Here is a 17,830-nt window from a genome sequence, read left to right on the forward strand (position 1 = left end):
AGTTTATTCTCGCGAAAGCGAAAACATCAAATTAATATTCTAAAAACAGTACATCATTCGGATTAGAACGTGTTTCAGAAAGTACAAAATCGTACACGCCTACTTTTTTGAAGTTGTTTTTTGTGTAGAAATTAATAGCGCGTTTGTTTTCAATCCAAACGTAGAGCCACATTCCTTGTTGTTGGTATTTTTTGGAAGCTTCAATTGTATACTTAAACAGTTTTGAGCCTACATTTTGTCCATGAAACTCTTTTAAAACATAGAAGCGATCTAGTTTTGTGATGCGTTGTGAAGCAATATTCGGATTGGTTGTATCTAAGATAATTTTGGCGTAACCAATAACTATTTTATCAGCATATAAGAGATAATATTCAATAGTCGGATTGCGTAATTCTTCTGCCAAGGTATTCAAATTAAAAGCTTTTTCAATAAAGGATTCCACATCAGTTTTGGGTGTGTTGACTAGATAAGTTTCTAAAAAAGTGGTTTTTCCAATGTCGGCGATGAGGTTGATATCATCAATCGTGGCTTTGCGAATCTGAATCATTAAAATTAGTATTGGTGTTCAATTAGAGTTCCATAAAATGGTTCAGCGTTTACTTATACTTTAAGTTTGAGAGTTTAATTTTGACACTATCATTTTTACATCTGAATATCAAATAGTTACATTTAAGTCTTTGTTCTATATTCTAAAAGCAAAGCGGTCTAACATCTTTTATTTGTAAATTTTCAATAAAAGTACGCAATTCTACGCGCTTTTTAAATCGAAGTGTACTACGCTTACAACGTGTTTCTTATCGTGTTATATTTGAGTATAACAATATAAAACTATTTTACCATGAAAAACACAACGATTCATAGCCATAGTGAGGTTGTACAAAAACTAAAAACACTTCTCGCTAACAACACAGGCATGGAAGTAGCGTTACTCGCTTCTTTAAATATTGCAAGCATTTCAGCAGCAACAACATTGAATAAAGATTTATATGCCGCTTTGAATGACGAATTTAACGGAAATGCGTGGCCAACAACGCTGGAAAATTATTATGATTATTTAGATATGTATGTACGTTTGGTCCCTGATGAAAGTAGCGATCCAAACTATCCAAATGCTTGGACAAGTACAGATACATCAAATGGTTACAATCAAAAAGTATACGATTTAATATGTCAGTTTTATTGGTTGGTGGATCAAAAAGTACCAAATACAACAATAAGCATGCAAAGCTTTCCAGATTTTGCAGCTTGGTTGGTAGAATTTGTTGTTGCTTGGGGAAGTTTCTTGGACACTACAGAATCATTGACGAAAGAGAGTTTGTATTCGTTTAAGCACAACGCGATGTACAATTATCCGTTGTATGCTAAAAATGCAACGACTTGGACAACATTTAATGAGTTCTTTTACAGAGAATTTAATAATGCAGATGCAACTACAGGAATTTCGCCATTGCGTCCAATTGCAGCACCAAATGACAATACGACGATTGCTTCGCCAGCAGATTGTACTTATAAAGCCGATTATCCAATTGATGCAGAAGGAAATGTGTTAGGTCCAGATGGAGAGAAAACCAAAGCACGATTAAAACATACACACGCAATTGGAACGGTAAAAGAATTATTGGACAATAGTAAATACGCAAGTGATTTTTACGGCGGAACGTTTGTGCATTACTTTTTAGGTCCGTACGATTACCATCGTTTTCATACGCCAGTAAGCGGAAAAATATTAGAGATTAAAGATATTCAAGGTCAAGTATACTTAAATGTGAATATGACTGACGGACAATGGCATGCGCCAGATGGTTCTGGAGACGGTTACGAGTTTAACCAAGCACGTGGTTTAGTCATTATGGACGCAGGAGAAAAGCTTGGAAAAGTAGCGATTCTACCAATCGGAATGGCACAAGTTTCGGGCGTAATGATGTATGTAGACAAGCTTCAAGGAAAAGAAGTTGTAAAAGGGCAGGAGTTTGGGAAATTCAGATTTGGCGGTTCGGATATTATTATGTTATTCGAAAAGCCACCAACAGATTTATATATGTTTAAGAGAGATCCTGGGCATGTTCCAATTCATTTTCAATACGGACAAACGGCTATTTACTTAAAAGAATAGTATCAGGTTATTAGTATTTACAAAACGCCATAATTATAGTTGTAATTATGGCGTTTTTTATGAGCTATTATTTCAAGAATGTTCACTTTTTTTCTCAGGAAACAATTCATCAAATACAGTCTTGTTAAAAAAGATGTGCAATGCCAAAAGGAACAAACAAATTGGATTGAACGTAATGATTGTAATACTTAAGGTAATATCCATAAAGAAAATAGAAATCAGGTGAATTGTTCCCGCAAGTAGTATTAAAAAGAAAAAATAAACAAACCATTTTTGATTAAAAAAGTATACAAATGTTGCTGCGATTACCAACGTATATCCTAAATACTGTGCTGAGGTAAATAGAACATCTTGAGTTGTATTCATAACTAAAGAAATAATGACTAGGAGCAAGGCAAGTCCTAATGGAATGAAGTTTTTGGTAATGGTTTGTGACATGTGAACAGTAGCGTATAAGTTGGTTGTACGTATTCAAATATACATTTTGCAAAATAATTACAAAGAACTTTCGCTTGAAAAACTATCTTTGGTTCAATTAATTGAAACGTTTTACATGCCAAAAAAGAGTGCCAAAAAATTAGTTCGCAATTTTTATTTCTACGCTTTATTATTGAATGTTGTACTTCCGTGGATACTTGCCAAAAGTATTGTTGGCGACAGCACAGGCGAAGTTGGTCTAATATACATCTTTGTCATTATTTGGGCAGTAGTAAGTATTGTTGTGTACACGATTTACTTTGCCATTCCAGATTTCCCTAAGAATTGGGAGAAAATTGCAACGTTTTTATTTCCTTCTTTATTTATTAGTCCTCTATTATTTTTTGCATTTAGATTGATCTTAATTCCATTGATAATTAATTTCATATTCAATGGTATATGTATGTTGTATTATCGAATGAAAATGAAGAAAATAGTAATACAAGTCGCGGAAACTATTTGAAACTGATGATTTTTATGCAGACTTCGTCCAAAATAAAGCACCAAGAACAAAACCCAAACTCACATACGCACCAACTATTTCATACTTTATACGATACATTTCAACATCGAAAACGGTTTGAATGATCTCAGTTTGTTTGAAAAATAGGATAATTGTAATAGCGAGTAACATTCCTAACCCTAAGAGTTCGTTTAGCCAACGGTTTTTTCGAACTATAAATAAATGACTTGCCAAAAATCCCCAAATCCAAGGAAGTATAAATAAGTCTGTAGGAATTGTTTTTGCTGTAAAAAGATAGATTCCGAACGCAATCAACGTTAGTATTAATAGTATTTTTTGTCCAATTTGAATCTTCTTTTTTTCAAATAGTAATTCTTTTTGAAAGCAAAATAGGACAGTTGTCAAGAAATTATAAAGTAATACGATACAAATAGAAGCAGTCAAGAATTGCTCTAATGCGTTTACATAAGTCATAAGTATGATTTTTAGATTTAGCATTTTAAAAATACGCAATCTGTAACGGCACGAAATACCTATATGTGGGGAAATTTTTGTTTTTAGTTATGAGTTATCAGTTGTGAGTTATGCAATGTGACCAATTCGGGAATTCCGTGTCTTTATTTTCGTAACCCTTAAAGGCACATCAATCGAATGGAAAAATTCAAAGAACTGATTAACTATACCTTTTCTTTAGGAAAGGATATTCAAATTTCCGTAAAGGCATTATTATTTTTAATTGCAATTTTCATAATTACATCACTTTTTATAAGAATAATTAGGCGGATTCTTTCAAGAAAGCTCAATGACGATGAAAGTCAGAAGTTTAAAACAGTTTTTTCGTTTGCTAAATATTTTATTTTTGTCATCGTAACTTTCGTTACTTTAGATAATATTGGTGTGAACATTACAGCCGTATTTGCTGCTTCTGCTGCGCTATTAATTGGTGTTGGATTGGCGCTTCAAACGCTTTTTCAAGATATTATATGTGGTATTTTTGTGTTATTAGATAAAACGATTCATGTTGGTGATGTCATTGAAATTGATGGCAGAATTCTGAAAGTAACAGACATTAATTTGAGAACAACTAAGGGAATTAATTTAGAGAATAAAGTATTAGTAATTCCGAATCACACGTATCTTACAAATACGCTGTATAACTGGACTCAAAATGATAGAATTACACGCGAGAATATTACTGTTGGAGTCGCTTATGGTTCTGACACGAAATTGGTAAAGCGTCTTTTATTGGAAGCTGCTTTTAGTACAAGTGGTATTTTAAAAACTCCGGAACCTACTGTGTTTTTTACTGAGTTTGGCGACAGTTCTTTAAACTTTAAATTAGTTTTTACAGTAGATGATAGTTTTCAAGCGGTGCATCCTAAAAGTAATTTGCATTTTGAAATAGATCATCTTTTCAGAATTAACAACGTAACGATTCCTTTTCCACAAAGAGACATTCATATTATCAGTAAAACTCAGTAACAATTAAGTAACCATTGGTAAAAAATATCATATTTTTGCATTTGGAAACTTTGGTAATAAAAGAAAACAGTTTTAATGTTTAGAACATGTGCGTTTTAAACATTAAAACTTTTTATGTAAAGTTATTATCTATGCGTATTGTTTCAGACAGAAATCTTAAAATAATAAATAATTAAACACTAAAATAAGAATGTTAAGTATCTTATCAAATGAATATCTTTTGAACACACCAACGCAATGGTTAATAGCCGCCGCATATATAGCTGGAGGAATTATTGTTGCTAAATTGGTGTATTTTATATTTAAGCTAATAGCTAAGGGATTGACTAGTAAAACAAAATCAAAATTAGACGATGTACTAATTGATACACTAGAAAAACCCGTAATTTTTGCCATTACAGTTCTTGGATTTTATCTTGGAATGCAACAATTAAACATGACTACAGAGGTTGCGACTTTTGTATCAAATACAAATGTAGTATTGATTATCGTCTGCATTACTTGGTTTATTGCCCGTTTTGTAAACGCGTTGGTTGAAGAATATATGGAACCAGCTATTGAAGTATCGGAAAGCAGGTCTAAAAAACAATTATTGCCTATTGTAACGAAAGTAATCTCAGTTACAATTTGGATTATTGGAATTATTATAGCGTTCAATTCTATCGGATATAACTTAGCAGGATTAATTGCTGGATTAGGAATTGGCGGATTGGCATTTGCGTTGGCAGCCAAAGATTATCTTCAAAATATTTTTGGAGGTATTTCTGTTTTTACCGATAAACCTTTCAAAATTGATGATCGTATAAAAATAGATGGATTTGATGGAAAAGTAGAAGAAATTGGAATCCGTAGCTCCCGAATTAGAACATTATCAGGTTCGTTAGTAACAATACCAAACTCTATGTTTATTAATAATAGTGTAGAGAATGTAGCGTTAGAACCGACTCGAAAAATAATGTTACGATTGGGTTTGACGTATGATACAAGTTCTGATAAAATGCAGGAAGCAATGGAGATTTTAAAACAAATCAATGCAGATAATCAAGAAATTGTTACGGAACTTCCGGTGGTGTTTTTTGAAAATTTTGCCGACTTCTCGCTTGTAGTGTTATTTATTTATTACATTAGAAAAGAAGCAGATATACCGCTTGCACAAAATAAAATGAATCTTGAAATATTGACACGTTTTGAAGCAGCAGGATTAGATTTTGCTTTTCCAACGCATACAATCTATAATATTAAAGAAAAGAGTGTAAATAAATAGAACAATGGGAAGATTTACAAGAAAAAGTAAAGATGAAATAGGAAGAGCTCCAGATGAATTGTTCTTTAGAGGTGACAAAAAGATAAAGAATGTACGATTACGTGTTATAGATTTTGATTCAGATCAATTTGAAGAAGTTAGCATTTCAAAAACTAAAGAAGCTATAAAGTACAAAGACAAAGAATCTGTAACTTGGTTTAATATTGACGGATTGCATAATGCAGAGGCAATGCGGAATATTGCATTGTCGTTTGAATTGGATCATTTGGTACTTGCCGATGTAATGGATACGCATTCTCGCCCAAAAGTACATGATTATGATAATTGCGTGCTTGTGTCGATAAAAATGATGCAAATGAATGAAGAAACAGGATTGATTTCTGTTGAAAATTTAAGCATTATAATAATGAAAACGGTATTAATCTCTTTTCAAGAACGTGATGGAGATGTTTTTGATCCTGTTCGAGAACGTATTAAAAACGCAAAAAGACGTATTCGTAAATCAGGAGTAGATTACCTGATGTATGCGCTATTGGATATTGTAATTGATAACTACATTTATATTATAAGCAACTTAGGAGAAAAAATTGAGGCAATTGAAGGGAAATTATTAGAAAATCCAAGTAAAGAAACGTTAGACCAAATCAATTTGTTAAAAAAAGAATTGAACTTTTTACGAAAAAATATCAATCCTGCGCAAGAAATGATTTTGGCACTTTCAAAGTTAGATTCTGAATTTATAAATGAATCAAGTTTGGTGCATTTTAAAGAACTCGTTGGGAACATAAATCAAGCAGTAGAATCTTCCGATAGTTACCGAGAAATACTTTCAGACCAATTAAATATTTATCATACGACTATTAGCTCTAAGCTGAATGATGTAATGAAATTCCTTACGGTATTTTCCGTTATTTTTATTCCGTTAACTTTTATTGCTGGTATTTACGGGACTAATTTTGACGTTGTTCCTGAACTAAAATACAAATACAGTTATTTTATAATGTGGGGAGTTATGATTGTTATAGCAATTGGAATGTTGATCTATTTTAAACGAAAAAAGTGGTTGTAAACTGTGCTTTTTAGAGAGCCTTTTTATTTTTTATAAAAAAAAAGTGACTTTTTAGCACGTTTGGTGTCTTGATTTTAAATTAAAAGGAATTTACAATGAAAAAAGTAACTATTGATTTTGAAGATTATCTATCACCTGAAATGATAAAAGCTATTGCTACGATGTATAAAGATGGCTTTAAAGAAAGTGATGTCATTTCATTTTCTGAAGTTGATATAGAAATGGAAGATCGAGTGAAATTTAATTTAAACGATATCATATTCCTAGTTAAAAAATCAACTATTAAAGATGTTTTAGAAGGAAAATATGAAGAAGATTTTATGACGCCTCCAAAAACTGATGATGTGTCTTGTGAAGGAGATTATTGTGAGTAATTTTATTAATATGTAATTTTTAGATTCTCATATTAACGAAGGTTGTGTAAAAAAAAAGTCGCTTGTTTAGAACTCTAAACAAGCGACTTTTTCTATTCTATTCTATTCTATTCTATTCTATTCAAATCAATGGAATTACAATTTCTTCAGTGTCAAAATTGTTTTTACACTGACATACTCAATTTCTCCATCGGCACCTTCTTCTTCTTCATTAACGTTAGAATACGTTACTACAAATTTTGACCCAATCATTTCTTTATTTGTCAGATCAAACAGTTGTTTGGCTTCTGGTGAAATCTTATCAAAGTCAATGGTACTTTCTTCTCCGTCTACATCTTTAAAAGTAAATGCAAACATTCCTTTTTCCATTCCTGTAAACGTTCCAGTAATTGTTAATACGTCTTCTTCCTCTTCCTGAGCTACAGCTGTATAACTACAAAATAAGAAAGCTACAAGGAAAAACGATACTACTTTTATTTTTTTCATGGTTTCATGGTTTAATTTACATTCTGACACAAAAAATTAATAAGAGTCACTTTTTTATTCTAATAATTATAAAAGACAAAAGAACAAAGACAAAAGACAAAAGAACAAAGACAAAAGACAAAAGAACAAAGACTTAGGTTAATCTCACTTCGTTAAATGTATCAATGCGTCACCTTGATTTACAATTGGTGCTTGGTTAGTACAAATGATATACCCGGCGTTAGGAGCCTTAATTTGCTTTTCAAAATCACCGTAAGGACCAGAAATACTTCCAATAATTGCTCCTTTTTCAACATAAGCTCCTGTTTGTGCAATAGGATGATACATACCAGAATATCTGGCACGAACCCAAGACGACTTTTCAACTACGGTAGGTTGCATTTTCGTTTTATTTTTATAATTTTTGAGTTCTTTTGTAAAATTTCTAATACCAAGATGCTGCATTACTTTTAGGGCGCCAGAAACTCCAATGTCTGTAACTTCATTATTCAGTGACAACGATTTTCCTCCTTCAAAAAGCAATACTTTCTTGCCTTGTTTCACACAAGAATCTCTAAAGGATTTTTCTCTGTTTTTAGATTTTAAAATAAATGGTGCTTCAAATATTTCAGCAAGTTTACTGGTTTCAGCATCTTCACTGATTCGTATTTGTGGAGCATTGAAACGTTCTCTTCCACCAGTATGAAAGTCAATACAATAGTCAATATGTGGAACTATTTCGGTCATTAAATGATAGGCAAATCTACTGGCAAGTGAACCTCTCTCATTACCAGGAAAAACTCTGTTGAGGTCTCTACCATCAGGAAATTCTCTTGATTGATTTAAAAACCCAAAAATATTAACCACAGGAATACAAATAATAGTTCCGCAAGTAGGCTTGTTATAGCCTTTAGAAATAATTTGGCGTACAATTTCAATACCATTAAATTCATCACCGTGAATTCCTCCTGTGATTAACATACACGGACCATCTTTTTTGGCGCGCTCAATAATGACTGGAACTTCAATTTTGGTTCTTGTGTGAAGTGTTGCAATATCCAGATTTAATTGTATGCCTTTTCCTTTAGAAACTGCGTTGCCTAATATTTCAATAGTATTATCAAGCATTTCTTTCAACATATTTAATAATAAAATTGGCAATATCTTTACCTGTTGCAGTTTCAATACCTTCTAATCCAGGCGATGAGTTTACTTCAAGAATAAGTGGTCCACGTGATGATTGTAATAAATCAACTCCTGCAACACCAAGTCCCATAGCTTTCGCTGCTTTGAGCGCTGCATTTTCTTCTTCATCGGTTAATTGTACAATGTTTGCACTTCCACCTCTGTGAAGATTTGATCTAAATTCTCCTTCTTTACCTTGTCTTTTCATCGCACCAACTACGACGCCATCAACAATAAATATTCTAATATCTGCTCCGCCAGCTTCTTTTATGAATTCTTGTGCAATTACTCTAGCTTTCAAACCATTGAATGCTTCTAATATTGATTCGGCAGAGTTTTTATTATCTGCCAATACCACACCTAATCCTTGCGTTCCTTCTAGTAATTTTATTACTAATGGCGCGCCACCAGCTGCTTCTACAATTTGGCTCACATCTTTTGAATAATTACTAAATACAGTTTTTGGTAATCCTAAACCTGCTCTAGATAAAATTTGAAGACTTCTAAGTTTATCACGAGATCTTACCAATGCCTGAGATTCTGTAGCTGAAAAGACTTTCATCATTTCAAATTGACGTACTACCGCAGTTCCATAAAAAGTAACGGAAGCACCAATTCTTGGAATGATACCATCAACACCAGTAATTTGCTTTCCTTTGTATATTATTGTTGGATTTTTCTTTTCAATAACTAGGTTACATTTAGTATGATCAATAATTAACATTTCATGACCTTTTTTCTTGCCAGCTTCTACAATTCGCTTCGTTGAATACAGATTTGGATTTTGTGATAGAACTACAATTTTCATAAATTTATATTTTATTTTTTTGTTATAGGAAAAGATTATTTAATAAAGTAAACTAGTATTTCTTAAGAAATTAACCAAAAGAAACTAGTGCCAATACTAGATTTATTCAGTTGATTATGAATAAATAAGCAAGTGCGCCTACTATGTTTTACTTCCTTGAGATTTGTTGTTTAAATTATACCAAATAAACTTCAAAATGACCGATGAAATTCATTTCTATTTCCTTTATACTTCGACTGCGCTCAGCACAAGTATTTCAATATAAAATAGAACCGTAACTAATGCTATGCTTAGATTTTCTATTTCATCTAAAAAAAATATAATTTTAATTTAGTATCAATCATTTTAAGATTTAATTGGTATTAACTACAAATATAGACACCAAAATAATTACTCGGTCACATTTGTACTATTATTTTAATATTTCCTCTCAACGAAAGTTTACGTGATAAGTTTTTTTTCACTGATACAAATTTATAATTAAACTTGAAATAGAAATATTTAATGCGAAAAAATTGGTATGATTTACACTAGAATGTATCTCTTTTATTTTTGCGAAAGTGTATGCTGCCGCTTTAATCGAGTCAGCTTTCTTTTTGCGCTAATGTCAATGAGTTTTTCTGTGAGTCCAATCCAAAACGGACTAATTATCAGTGTGAGTGAAATAAGACTTATGGTAAATTTATAAGCAAATTCTTGAATGATACCTAAGCTTAATGCCGTTGAACTTAATAAGAAGCTTAATTCTCCTATTTGTGCTAATAATGCGCCTCCTAAAAATGCTTCTCTCCAATTAGAAGAAAACATACGCAAGATAATCGTATTTAAGAAGTGGTTTGTCATATAAACCACGAGTAATACTATTAAAATAATTCCTAAGTTATGTTGCAAGAAATCAAGATCTATTTGGAGTCCAACACTTATAAAAAAGAAAGATACAAATAGGACTCTAAAGGAATGTAGTGTGTCATGAATCCAGCCAGTTTCTTTCACGGAGTTAATAATCATTCCGCCAACAAATGCTCCTAATGCGCCGGAAAGTCCAAAAAGTAATGTGAATAATGCGCCTCCAAAACATAAAAAGATTGCCATAAAAACCTGCAATTCGTGGTCTCTATCAATTCTTTTTGCAAATGGGATGTGTAATGTACCTTTGATGTAAATATAAATAAGTACTGAAACAATAATAACGGCACCTACAATCATTAACACAAGACTTTGCATCGATTGTTCTTTTCCGCCTAGTTGAGATATAATAATAAGTAGTGGCACTAATGCGACATCTTGCGCTAGCAGAATACTCAAAACATTCTTACCAACTCTTTTATTTATTAGTTTTTTGTCTTGTAATAATTTAATAACGACTGCCGAACTACTCAAAGCAATTACAAAACCAACTACTACAGAACGTGCAAAATTCCAGTCTATAAAGTGTCCGATAATAACAACAATTAATACACTAAGACTTATTTGAGCCAATGTCCCGACAACGGCTACTTTCCATCGTTTTACAAAGTCTACTAAATTAATTTCCATTCCAATAAAGAAGAGAAGTAATATAATACCCAATTCGCCCAAAAGAAATATAGATTCTTCATCCTTTACAACGCCAATACCGTGTTGTCCTAATAATATTCCTGTAAATATATATCCAATAATATACGTCTGATTCACTGCACGCAATACGACACTAAAAATAATAACTACAATAGCTAAAATAGATACGAGCGTAATAATTGCATCTATAGAAGTAGACGAAGAGGCTAGTAAGGTTATAAGGCTTAATTTCATTAGTTTGGTGTACTATTTTTTGGGAATGCTGTAATTTCTATTGCCGCTGAAGCAACTTCTACTTTACCATTTGAAGCATTAATTGCAGATAATATTTTTTCAGATAAGTTAGATTTTGTAATGCGTCTCGATTTAAAGTCTACAACATATCGTAATGTGAATGTAATCCAGTTTTCATTAAACAACATCGTTACCATTGGTTGCACTTTCGCATTTTCAATATTGTATTCACCAATCATTTTATCCCAAGCGGCTTGCGAATTATTTGCAAAATCGCCCAATTCTTCTTTTAGTATGTTTTCAAATAATTCTTTGGTATACTTAAAATCACTATTCGTTTTTACGGGCACAATTAGTTCATCCCACAAAAAAGGAAAATCGCCTGAATAATTATAAACAGGATCTTTGAAAACAAAACTATTTGCTACACGTACCATTTTCCCATTGTAAAGATCGCCATTTACCCAATCGCCAATTTCCATTAATGTTGTTCTGAGCAATCCAATATCAATCACATCTCCTTTAACGCTTCCTAGTTTTATTCTATCTCCTACTTTAAAAAAGCGTCCAGTAAAAATAGTTATATAACCAGCAACGCTGACAATGACTTCTTGAAGCGCAAAAGCAATTCCGGCGCCAGCAACTCCAAGAGCTGTTCCAATACCTGAGAATTTGGTGTTGAAAATAAACATCAATCCAATAAAGAAAGCTATATATCCAAGAAAAGATACCAACTTTCTAAATTTATACTTAGTTTCATTGTCATTGACTAATTTGACAGCTCCGTTTTTTAGCACACGAACCGCAAAATAGATGACAACAAAAAGTATAAATATAGAAGCTAATTTTACAAAAACTGGATGTTGTAGTATGTTATAAAATTCCTCCATTTTGGTTTTCAATGTTATTGAATATGCTTAAAGATAAAAATTAATGCAGAGACGTACTAGTTTATCTCTTTTGAAATTACATAAACAGTAAATAAAACAAAAGCGAATAACAATATAGCAGCTTCCCATCGGTCAAGTTTTAATTTTTTGCCCGTAAACATTGCTACTAATAAAAATAAAGTTCCACCGATTAAAAAATACAATGACGGATTAAAATTTGTATTGTAATCTATTGGATGAATAATACTGCTAATAGCTAAAACTAATAAAATATTAAAAATATTTGAGCCAATAATATTTCCAATTGCGATATCACTATTCTTTTTAAAAGCTGCAACTACAGAAGTCACTAATTCAGGTAAAGAAGTTCCAGCTGCAATAATTGTAAGTCCAATCATTTTTTGGCTTACGCCTAATGATGTAGCAAGCTCTACTGCATTATCTACAACCAATTTACCACCTATAATTAACGCTAAAAGACCAATGCAAATCAGCAACCATATCTTTTTATTTGAAGTTGAACTCACAACGACTTCACTTTGTACTTTTTCCTTCGTCATCTGTTTGTAGATGTAAAAAAGAAAACCTGCGAATAAGCTGAGTAATAGCAAGCCATCTATTCTAGAAATTCCGTTACTTCCTGAATAAAAATTAGTGGAAAGTAGCAAAAAAATTACCGCAGCGAGTAATGAAATAGGAATTTCATTTTTAACCATTGTTGATTGTACTGCAATAGGATAAATGAGTCCTACAATACCTAAAATCACAAATAAATTAAAATTATTACTTCCTATCACATTGCCCAAAACAATATCTGAATGCGCCTCAGAAGAAGCGATAATATTTACCACTAATTCTGGAGCCGAAGTACCAAAAGCAACTATAGTAAGACCAATAACTAGGTCTGAAATGTTATATTTTTTGGCTAATAAAGTAGATCCATTAATCATCCAGTTGGCACCTTTTATAAGGAATATAAAACCTAGGATTATTAATAGTATGGGTAAAGTCATTTATCTCTAATTATTTAGTATGTGGTTTTAATCTTCTACAGGTTCGTCTTCATCTGGATGTGTTGTACCTTCAAATGATTCTATATATTTTAAGTCGTGAAACCAGTATAATGACGAAATTATTTCAAAAGTGAGACTGTTTCCTTCAGCACCCATTTTTTTGAGTTGCCAAATAATATTCTTTGCTTCTGAAAATTCTTCGCCTTCTATCTCATCTTTAAAAAGTCTGTTGATAAGTGTGTTTTCGGGCATTCCTTTCGTAAGTAGTCTCAGAATTGTAGCTTCGTCTTGATCTTCAAAAATTTCTAAATCATGCGAATTTTTTGCTTCAATTGATGCTTGAAAACGTACGGCTTCTGGATGCGGAAATTTTCCATTGTATGATTGATACAGAAGTTGTCCAACATTAAAAAATGCTTCATGCATTGATAATTCGGCATATTGTTCCCAGAGTTTTTCATCGATCATTTCATGAGAAAGATTTTCCTTTTGACCATCGTTTAGTTCATCTTTAAAAATATAATCTAACAAAATTTTTGCAGCTTCATTTGGCTCATTATCGGTAATAGCCATCATACACATTTCTCTTAATTCTGCAGGATCAATAGTGGAACTATCCCCATAATCCATTTCCTCTAAAAGCTCTATATAATTCCGATCAGTCCAAGCGTTAGGAAGTTCTTCAATTGTTGAGAATTTTGAGATGTTTACGGTATAAAGTGTTTTCATTTTTTTACTATTAGTTATGTTTTTTAATAAATATATTTTTGTTCCTGTACAGGATTATTTTTAGTATTTAAGATTCTAAAATAGTACGCTTCGTTTGTTCTAGAGCGAAATGTTGCATATCGGTAGCAAAATCTACTTCATCGACAATTTCTACTTTCAAAATTTCTTCAATTATATCCTCCAGCGTTACAATACCAATAAAAGTACTATACTCGTCATGTACAAAGGCGATATGCACTTTTTTATCAATAAAACGATTCATTAACGTATCTAAACGCATGGTATCTTTTGCGAAAATTGGTTTGGTTTTACTAATAAAATCCGCTACTGTTTTGTTTTCTTCAAACAAGCCAATTAGGTCTTTTGAATAGAGAACTCCTACTAAGTTGTCTTCACCTATTTCGTATATAGGAATTCGTGTAAATCCTTTATTTCTAATTTCAATAAGTGTAGTTTTATCTAAAACCTGCGTTTTTTCAAGCTTGAAAAGTACAGGTTTTGGTGTCATTATTTTTTTAACTAGTACTTCAGAAAAAGATAAGGCACCAATCATAATACGCTCTTCATCTTCATCAATATCTGATGCTTCATTATTTTCGTGATGTTTTATAATTTCTTTAATTTCACGTTTGCTCCAAATGGTTTGTAACTCTTCTCCTAATAATTTATCTAGAACAAGTGATAATGGATATGCAAGAGGATACATAATAAATATAAATATTTTCACTAACCAAACTGTTTTCGCGCCAAGCGTAAGTGCAAATCTTGAAAAGAAAGCTTGTGGCAAAATTTCGCCAAATATTACAATTAGTACTGTGGAAATAACACCAGCAACTAAACCACTTGCAATTTCGCCTAAAAATATGGCAGCCGCTGAGTTTACAGCAACGTTACCAATAAGAAGTGTGCACAATAAAAGGTTTCCTCTTTTTCGAATTGGATACACTTTTATAGCTCTTTTGTCTCCTAATTTTATTTTTCTTTCAAGCGCAGTTACATTCAAACTAAAAAAACCAAGTGTAAGTCCGCTAAAACAGCCAGACAATACTACTAGGATACCAACAATTAAATATTCCATTTTTTTACTATAAGTTTTAAGTATTTGAGACACGTTAAATATTAGAAAGTCACATCAAATAGTTAATTATTATGAGGCGAGTTTACCTATTAATTATCGCCCTAATAAATACAAAAATAGTAAACGAATTTATATAATCAATAACTTATTTCTACTGCTACATCTGCGGCTGCTGTAATTTTGGCAGTTATTAGTACAAAGAAAATTAGTAGAAAGTTCGGCTTTGCTAAAGCCATAAAGGCAATTTGACGAAAAGTTGTTTTCTATCTAAATTATTTATTAGATAGTGGTATTTGAAAGAGGAATTCTTTTATTGGTGCTTGTTGACGTAGAATTTTTTATTGATATCTTGAAAGACTAATGAAAGCGCTAAGTTCATATAATTTGTCATTTTATCGTCATCATTCAGGTACGTATTGGACTTGTGGTTAATATCTTGTAGCATTTGAAATGCATCATTATAAATAACTTCTGAGTCATCAATGAATTTTTCTAACTTCCCCGTTGATTTTAGCGCAACATAATTGGCTTTAAATGCAAAATTTAAATAAGCATCTATCTCTTTACTCACTTCATTATACACTGGATGTTTAATTTCTTTAGAAATCGCTTGTCTAGAAAAGGGGTTGAACTTCATTTTATTAACTTTTTATTTTAATTCTGAGACACCTAAATGTACAACAAGTCACATTATAGTGTGATTATTTTGCTCTCTTTCGAAACACGTAAAAAAGGCTTTAAAGACTATTCATAAAGTAATTAGAAAAGAATAATTTATTACTGTACTTTATTCTCTACCTTTAAACCTTTAAATATTTTTTCATCCTCCAAAAGTTACATGGGTTTTTTAAATAGATTATTTTTAGTTACTGTGAATACGACTAAAAACCTTTTAGGTAGCTCTAAAAAGTTTTCGGATGAGGATTTGGTGGCTCAAATAGTAGCTACGAATAACACGCTGCTTTATAGTACATTGTATGATCGTTATGGTAAAAAAGTCTATAACAAATGCTATAGTTTTGCCCGAAATGAAGAAGAAGCAAAAGATTTAACTCAAGATGTTTTCCTAAAGTTATTTATCAAACTGAATACATTTAAAGGCACGTCGAAATTCTCGACATGGTTATATTCTTTTACCTATAATTTTTGTGTTAATTATGTAAACAGAGACAAGGCTCGAAAAATGAATGATGCTTCAGATTCTATGGATAATCATGATTATTATTTGTCTCATATGGAAGATATTAATGAAGAAGAGTTATTTGAACTAAAAGTATCAAAACTAGAAACAGCACTTGACCAAATTGAGCCGGAAGATAAATCTATCTTACTTTTAAAATATCAAGATGATACTTCAGTAAAAGAGTTGCAAAAAATTTTAAGCATCGGAGAAAGTGCTGTGAAAATGCGCTTAAAAAGAGCTAGAATCAGAATTGTAGAAGAATACAAAAAACTTGAGCAATGAAGAAGAATCCATTTAAGGAAATGCGGATTCAAAAGGATTTACCGCCAGAAATAAAGAAAAAGGTACTAAATGATATTGCTTCTATCACTCTTGCAACAGAACTTACAGACTTATTTACCGTAAAATTTGCGACTATTTTTCAAGATTTACTTGGGAAAAGCAAAAAGTAGTTTATAAGTTGAAGGGTTTATAAGTTTATCTGCTTTGTAACTAATTCACATACCAAAATACCAAAAGCGTTTACACTGAGCTTGTCGAAGTGAAGCGTGTCCAAAAGCGACAGCGATACTAAAGGCGAAGCCGTTTCCAAAAGCGAAGCGCGTCCAAAATAACAATTCATCCTAAAAAAAATACAATTCAGTAGTTTCTTTTTTCACGAGAAGGTCATTTATAAGATATTTGAATCATCAATCAAAACAATCAAAAAATGATCAGTATCGCATTTATTATCGTCAATTATGTTTTTTCAATTATCTGAGAAACCATTCAAACACTAGCAACTAATTAAACAATTAAAAAAGACAACAATGAAAAAAGTAGCATTAATTTTAAGTTTAGTCTTCATAGGAATGACTGTAAACGGGCAAACGAAATATGAAAAAGGAATGCAAAAAGCATTTTCTTTATTAGAACAAAACAAAAGGAGTGAAGCGTCAAATTTATTTGAGCGTATCTCAGAAGCTGCACCAACAGAATGGTTGCCATCATATTACGCAGCACAAATTAATATTACAGGAGGTTTTGGAATTAAAGATAAAAATCAACTAACATTACAATTAGACAAAGCACAATTACAATTGGATCATGCAACAAGTATTTCGCCAAACAATCCAGAACTCATGATTTTGCAAGCCATGTTATATACGGTTTGGGTTGCTTATGATGGCGCTACATACGGAATGCAATACGGACCAAAAGTCAGTGAAATTTACGGAAAAGCGTTGGCAATTGACAAAAACAATCCAAGAGTTGTATTATGCAAAGCAGAATGGGACATTGAAAGCGCACGCTATTTTAAACAAGACACCGCAGTATTTTGTGTAGCATTTGAAAAAGCAAAAACACTTTTTGAAACCGACAAACCTGAAACTGCATTTCATCCAAGTTGGGGAAAAGAGCGTGCAACAAAATTGGCAGAAGATTGCAAAAAGTAAAAGCATCGTA

The 17,830-nt window shown here is 31.9% G+C and carries 21 protein-coding genes; 9 read left to right on the forward strand and 12 right to left on the reverse strand.

Annotated elements, in window-relative coordinates:
- Positions 1-31 precede the first annotated feature (31 nt).
- Positions 32-547, reverse strand: coding sequence for a GNAT family N-acetyltransferase (locus IMCC3317_RS21980; RefSeq protein WP_160131617.1), 516 nt, complete (start codon positions 545-547; stop codon positions 32-34).
- Between the two features lie 291 nt (positions 548-838).
- Between IMCC3317_RS21980 and IMCC3317_RS21985 the strand changes: the two genes are divergently transcribed.
- Positions 839-2,113: a phosphatidylserine decarboxylase gene (locus IMCC3317_RS21985; RefSeq protein ID WP_160131618.1), complete on the forward strand. Its 1,275-nt coding sequence runs from the start codon at positions 839-841 to the stop codon at positions 2,111-2,113.
- 72 nt (positions 2,114-2,185) lie between these two features.
- Here IMCC3317_RS21985 and IMCC3317_RS21990 read toward each other — a convergent pair whose 3' ends face one another.
- Complete coding sequence (locus IMCC3317_RS21990) at positions 2,186-2,551, reverse strand: hypothetical protein (protein ID WP_160131619.1); 366 nt, start codon at positions 2,549-2,551, stop codon at positions 2,186-2,188.
- Between the two features lie 115 nt (positions 2,552-2,666).
- On the opposite strand from IMCC3317_RS21990, the gene IMCC3317_RS21995 reads away from it, so the two are divergent.
- Complete coding sequence (locus tag IMCC3317_RS21995; RefSeq protein ID WP_160131620.1) at positions 2,667-3,053, forward strand: hypothetical protein; 387 nt, start codon at positions 2,667-2,669, stop codon at positions 3,051-3,053.
- 12 nt (positions 3,054-3,065) lie between these two features.
- Here IMCC3317_RS21995 and IMCC3317_RS22000 read toward each other — a convergent pair whose 3' ends face one another.
- Positions 3,066-3,527 (reverse strand): hypothetical protein, encoded by a 462-nt coding sequence (locus IMCC3317_RS22000; RefSeq protein ID WP_160131621.1) that lies wholly within the window; start codon positions 3,525-3,527, stop codon positions 3,066-3,068.
- 177 nt (positions 3,528-3,704) lie between these two features.
- On the opposite strand from IMCC3317_RS22000, the gene IMCC3317_RS22005 reads away from it, so the two are divergent.
- The 4 genes from IMCC3317_RS22005 to IMCC3317_RS22020 all read left to right on the forward strand — a co-directional run bounded on the left by IMCC3317_RS22005 (position 3,705) and on the right by IMCC3317_RS22020 (position 7,242).
- Entirely contained in the window at positions 3,705-4,535 is an 831-nt protein-coding gene (locus tag IMCC3317_RS22005; RefSeq protein WP_160131622.1) for a mechanosensitive ion channel family protein, read from the forward strand.
- 190 nt (positions 4,536-4,725) lie between these two features.
- Entirely contained in the window at positions 4,726-5,799 is a 1,074-nt protein-coding gene (locus tag IMCC3317_RS22010; RefSeq protein WP_160131623.1) for a mechanosensitive ion channel family protein, read from the forward strand.
- Positions 5,800-5,803: 4 nt separating this feature from the next.
- Positions 5,804-6,868, forward strand: coding sequence for a magnesium/cobalt transporter CorA (gene corA, locus IMCC3317_RS22015; protein ID WP_160131624.1), 1,065 nt, complete (start codon positions 5,804-5,806; stop codon positions 6,866-6,868).
- A gap of 95 nt (positions 6,869-6,963) precedes the next feature.
- Positions 6,964-7,242: a hypothetical protein gene (locus tag IMCC3317_RS22020; RefSeq protein ID WP_160131625.1), complete on the forward strand. Its 279-nt coding sequence runs from the start codon at positions 6,964-6,966 to the stop codon at positions 7,240-7,242.
- Positions 7,243-7,377: 135 nt separating this feature from the next.
- Here IMCC3317_RS22020 and IMCC3317_RS22025 read toward each other — a convergent pair whose 3' ends face one another.
- From IMCC3317_RS22025 to IMCC3317_RS22065, 9 genes are all read right to left on the reverse strand, one after another.
- Complete coding sequence (locus tag IMCC3317_RS22025) at positions 7,378-7,728, reverse strand: hypothetical protein (RefSeq protein WP_160131626.1); 351 nt, start codon at positions 7,726-7,728, stop codon at positions 7,378-7,380.
- A 144-nt stretch (positions 7,729-7,872) separates the two neighbouring features.
- Positions 7,873-8,835, reverse strand: a complete 963-nt coding sequence (locus IMCC3317_RS22030; RefSeq protein WP_160131627.1) for a succinylglutamate desuccinylase/aspartoacylase family protein — start codon at positions 8,833-8,835, stop codon at positions 7,873-7,875.
- Positions 8,828-9,700, reverse strand: a complete 873-nt coding sequence (gene rimK, locus IMCC3317_RS22035) for a 30S ribosomal protein S6--L-glutamate ligase (protein WP_160131628.1) — start codon at positions 9,698-9,700, stop codon at positions 8,828-8,830. Before rimK ends, IMCC3317_RS22030 begins: the two co-directional genes overlap by 8 nt.
- A 546-nt stretch (positions 9,701-10,246) precedes the next feature.
- Positions 10,247-11,491, reverse strand: coding sequence for a cation:proton antiporter (locus IMCC3317_RS22040; RefSeq protein WP_160131629.1), 1,245 nt, complete (start codon positions 11,489-11,491; stop codon positions 10,247-10,249).
- Positions 11,491-12,381, reverse strand: a complete 891-nt coding sequence (locus IMCC3317_RS22045; protein ID WP_160131630.1) for a mechanosensitive ion channel family protein — start codon at positions 12,379-12,381, stop codon at positions 11,491-11,493. Before IMCC3317_RS22045 ends, IMCC3317_RS22040 begins: the two co-directional genes overlap by 1 nt.
- A 56-nt stretch (positions 12,382-12,437) precedes the next feature.
- Positions 12,438-13,394, reverse strand: coding sequence for a calcium/sodium antiporter (locus tag IMCC3317_RS22050; RefSeq protein WP_160131631.1), 957 nt, complete (start codon positions 13,392-13,394; stop codon positions 12,438-12,440).
- A 27-nt stretch (positions 13,395-13,421) separates the two neighbouring features.
- Positions 13,422-14,123 (reverse strand): hypothetical protein, encoded by a 702-nt coding sequence (locus IMCC3317_RS22055; protein ID WP_160131632.1) that lies wholly within the window; start codon positions 14,121-14,123, stop codon positions 13,422-13,424.
- 67 nt (positions 14,124-14,190) lie between these two features.
- On the reverse strand, positions 14,191-15,201 hold the full coding sequence (locus IMCC3317_RS22060) for a CNNM domain-containing protein (RefSeq protein WP_160131633.1): 1,011 nt from the start codon (positions 15,199-15,201) through the stop codon (positions 14,191-14,193).
- Positions 15,202-15,511: 310 nt separating this feature from the next.
- Complete coding sequence (locus IMCC3317_RS22065) at positions 15,512-15,838, reverse strand: hypothetical protein (protein WP_160131634.1); 327 nt, start codon at positions 15,836-15,838, stop codon at positions 15,512-15,514.
- 201 nt (positions 15,839-16,039) lie between these two features.
- Between IMCC3317_RS22065 and IMCC3317_RS22070 the strand changes: the two genes are divergently transcribed.
- From IMCC3317_RS22070 to IMCC3317_RS22080, 3 genes are all read left to right on the forward strand, one after another.
- Positions 16,040-16,666 carry an RNA polymerase sigma factor gene (locus IMCC3317_RS22070; protein ID WP_160131635.1) on the forward strand — a complete coding sequence of 209 codons (627 nt, stop codon included), beginning with the start codon at positions 16,040-16,042 and terminating at the stop codon, positions 16,664-16,666.
- Positions 16,663-16,836 carry a hypothetical protein gene (locus IMCC3317_RS22075; protein ID WP_160131636.1) on the forward strand — a complete coding sequence of 58 codons (174 nt, stop codon included), beginning with the start codon at positions 16,663-16,665 and terminating at the stop codon, positions 16,834-16,836. Before IMCC3317_RS22070 ends, IMCC3317_RS22075 begins: the two co-directional genes overlap by 4 nt.
- 357 nt (positions 16,837-17,193) lie before the next feature.
- Entirely contained in the window at positions 17,194-17,820 is a 627-nt protein-coding gene (locus IMCC3317_RS22080) for a tetratricopeptide repeat protein (RefSeq protein WP_160131637.1), read from the forward strand.
- The last annotated feature ends 10 nt before the right edge of the window (positions 17,821-17,830 follow it).

The sequence above is a fragment of the Kordia antarctica genome (assembly GCF_009901525.1).
GTDB classification, from domain to species: Bacteria; Bacteroidota; Bacteroidia; order Flavobacteriales; family Flavobacteriaceae; genus Kordia; species Kordia antarctica.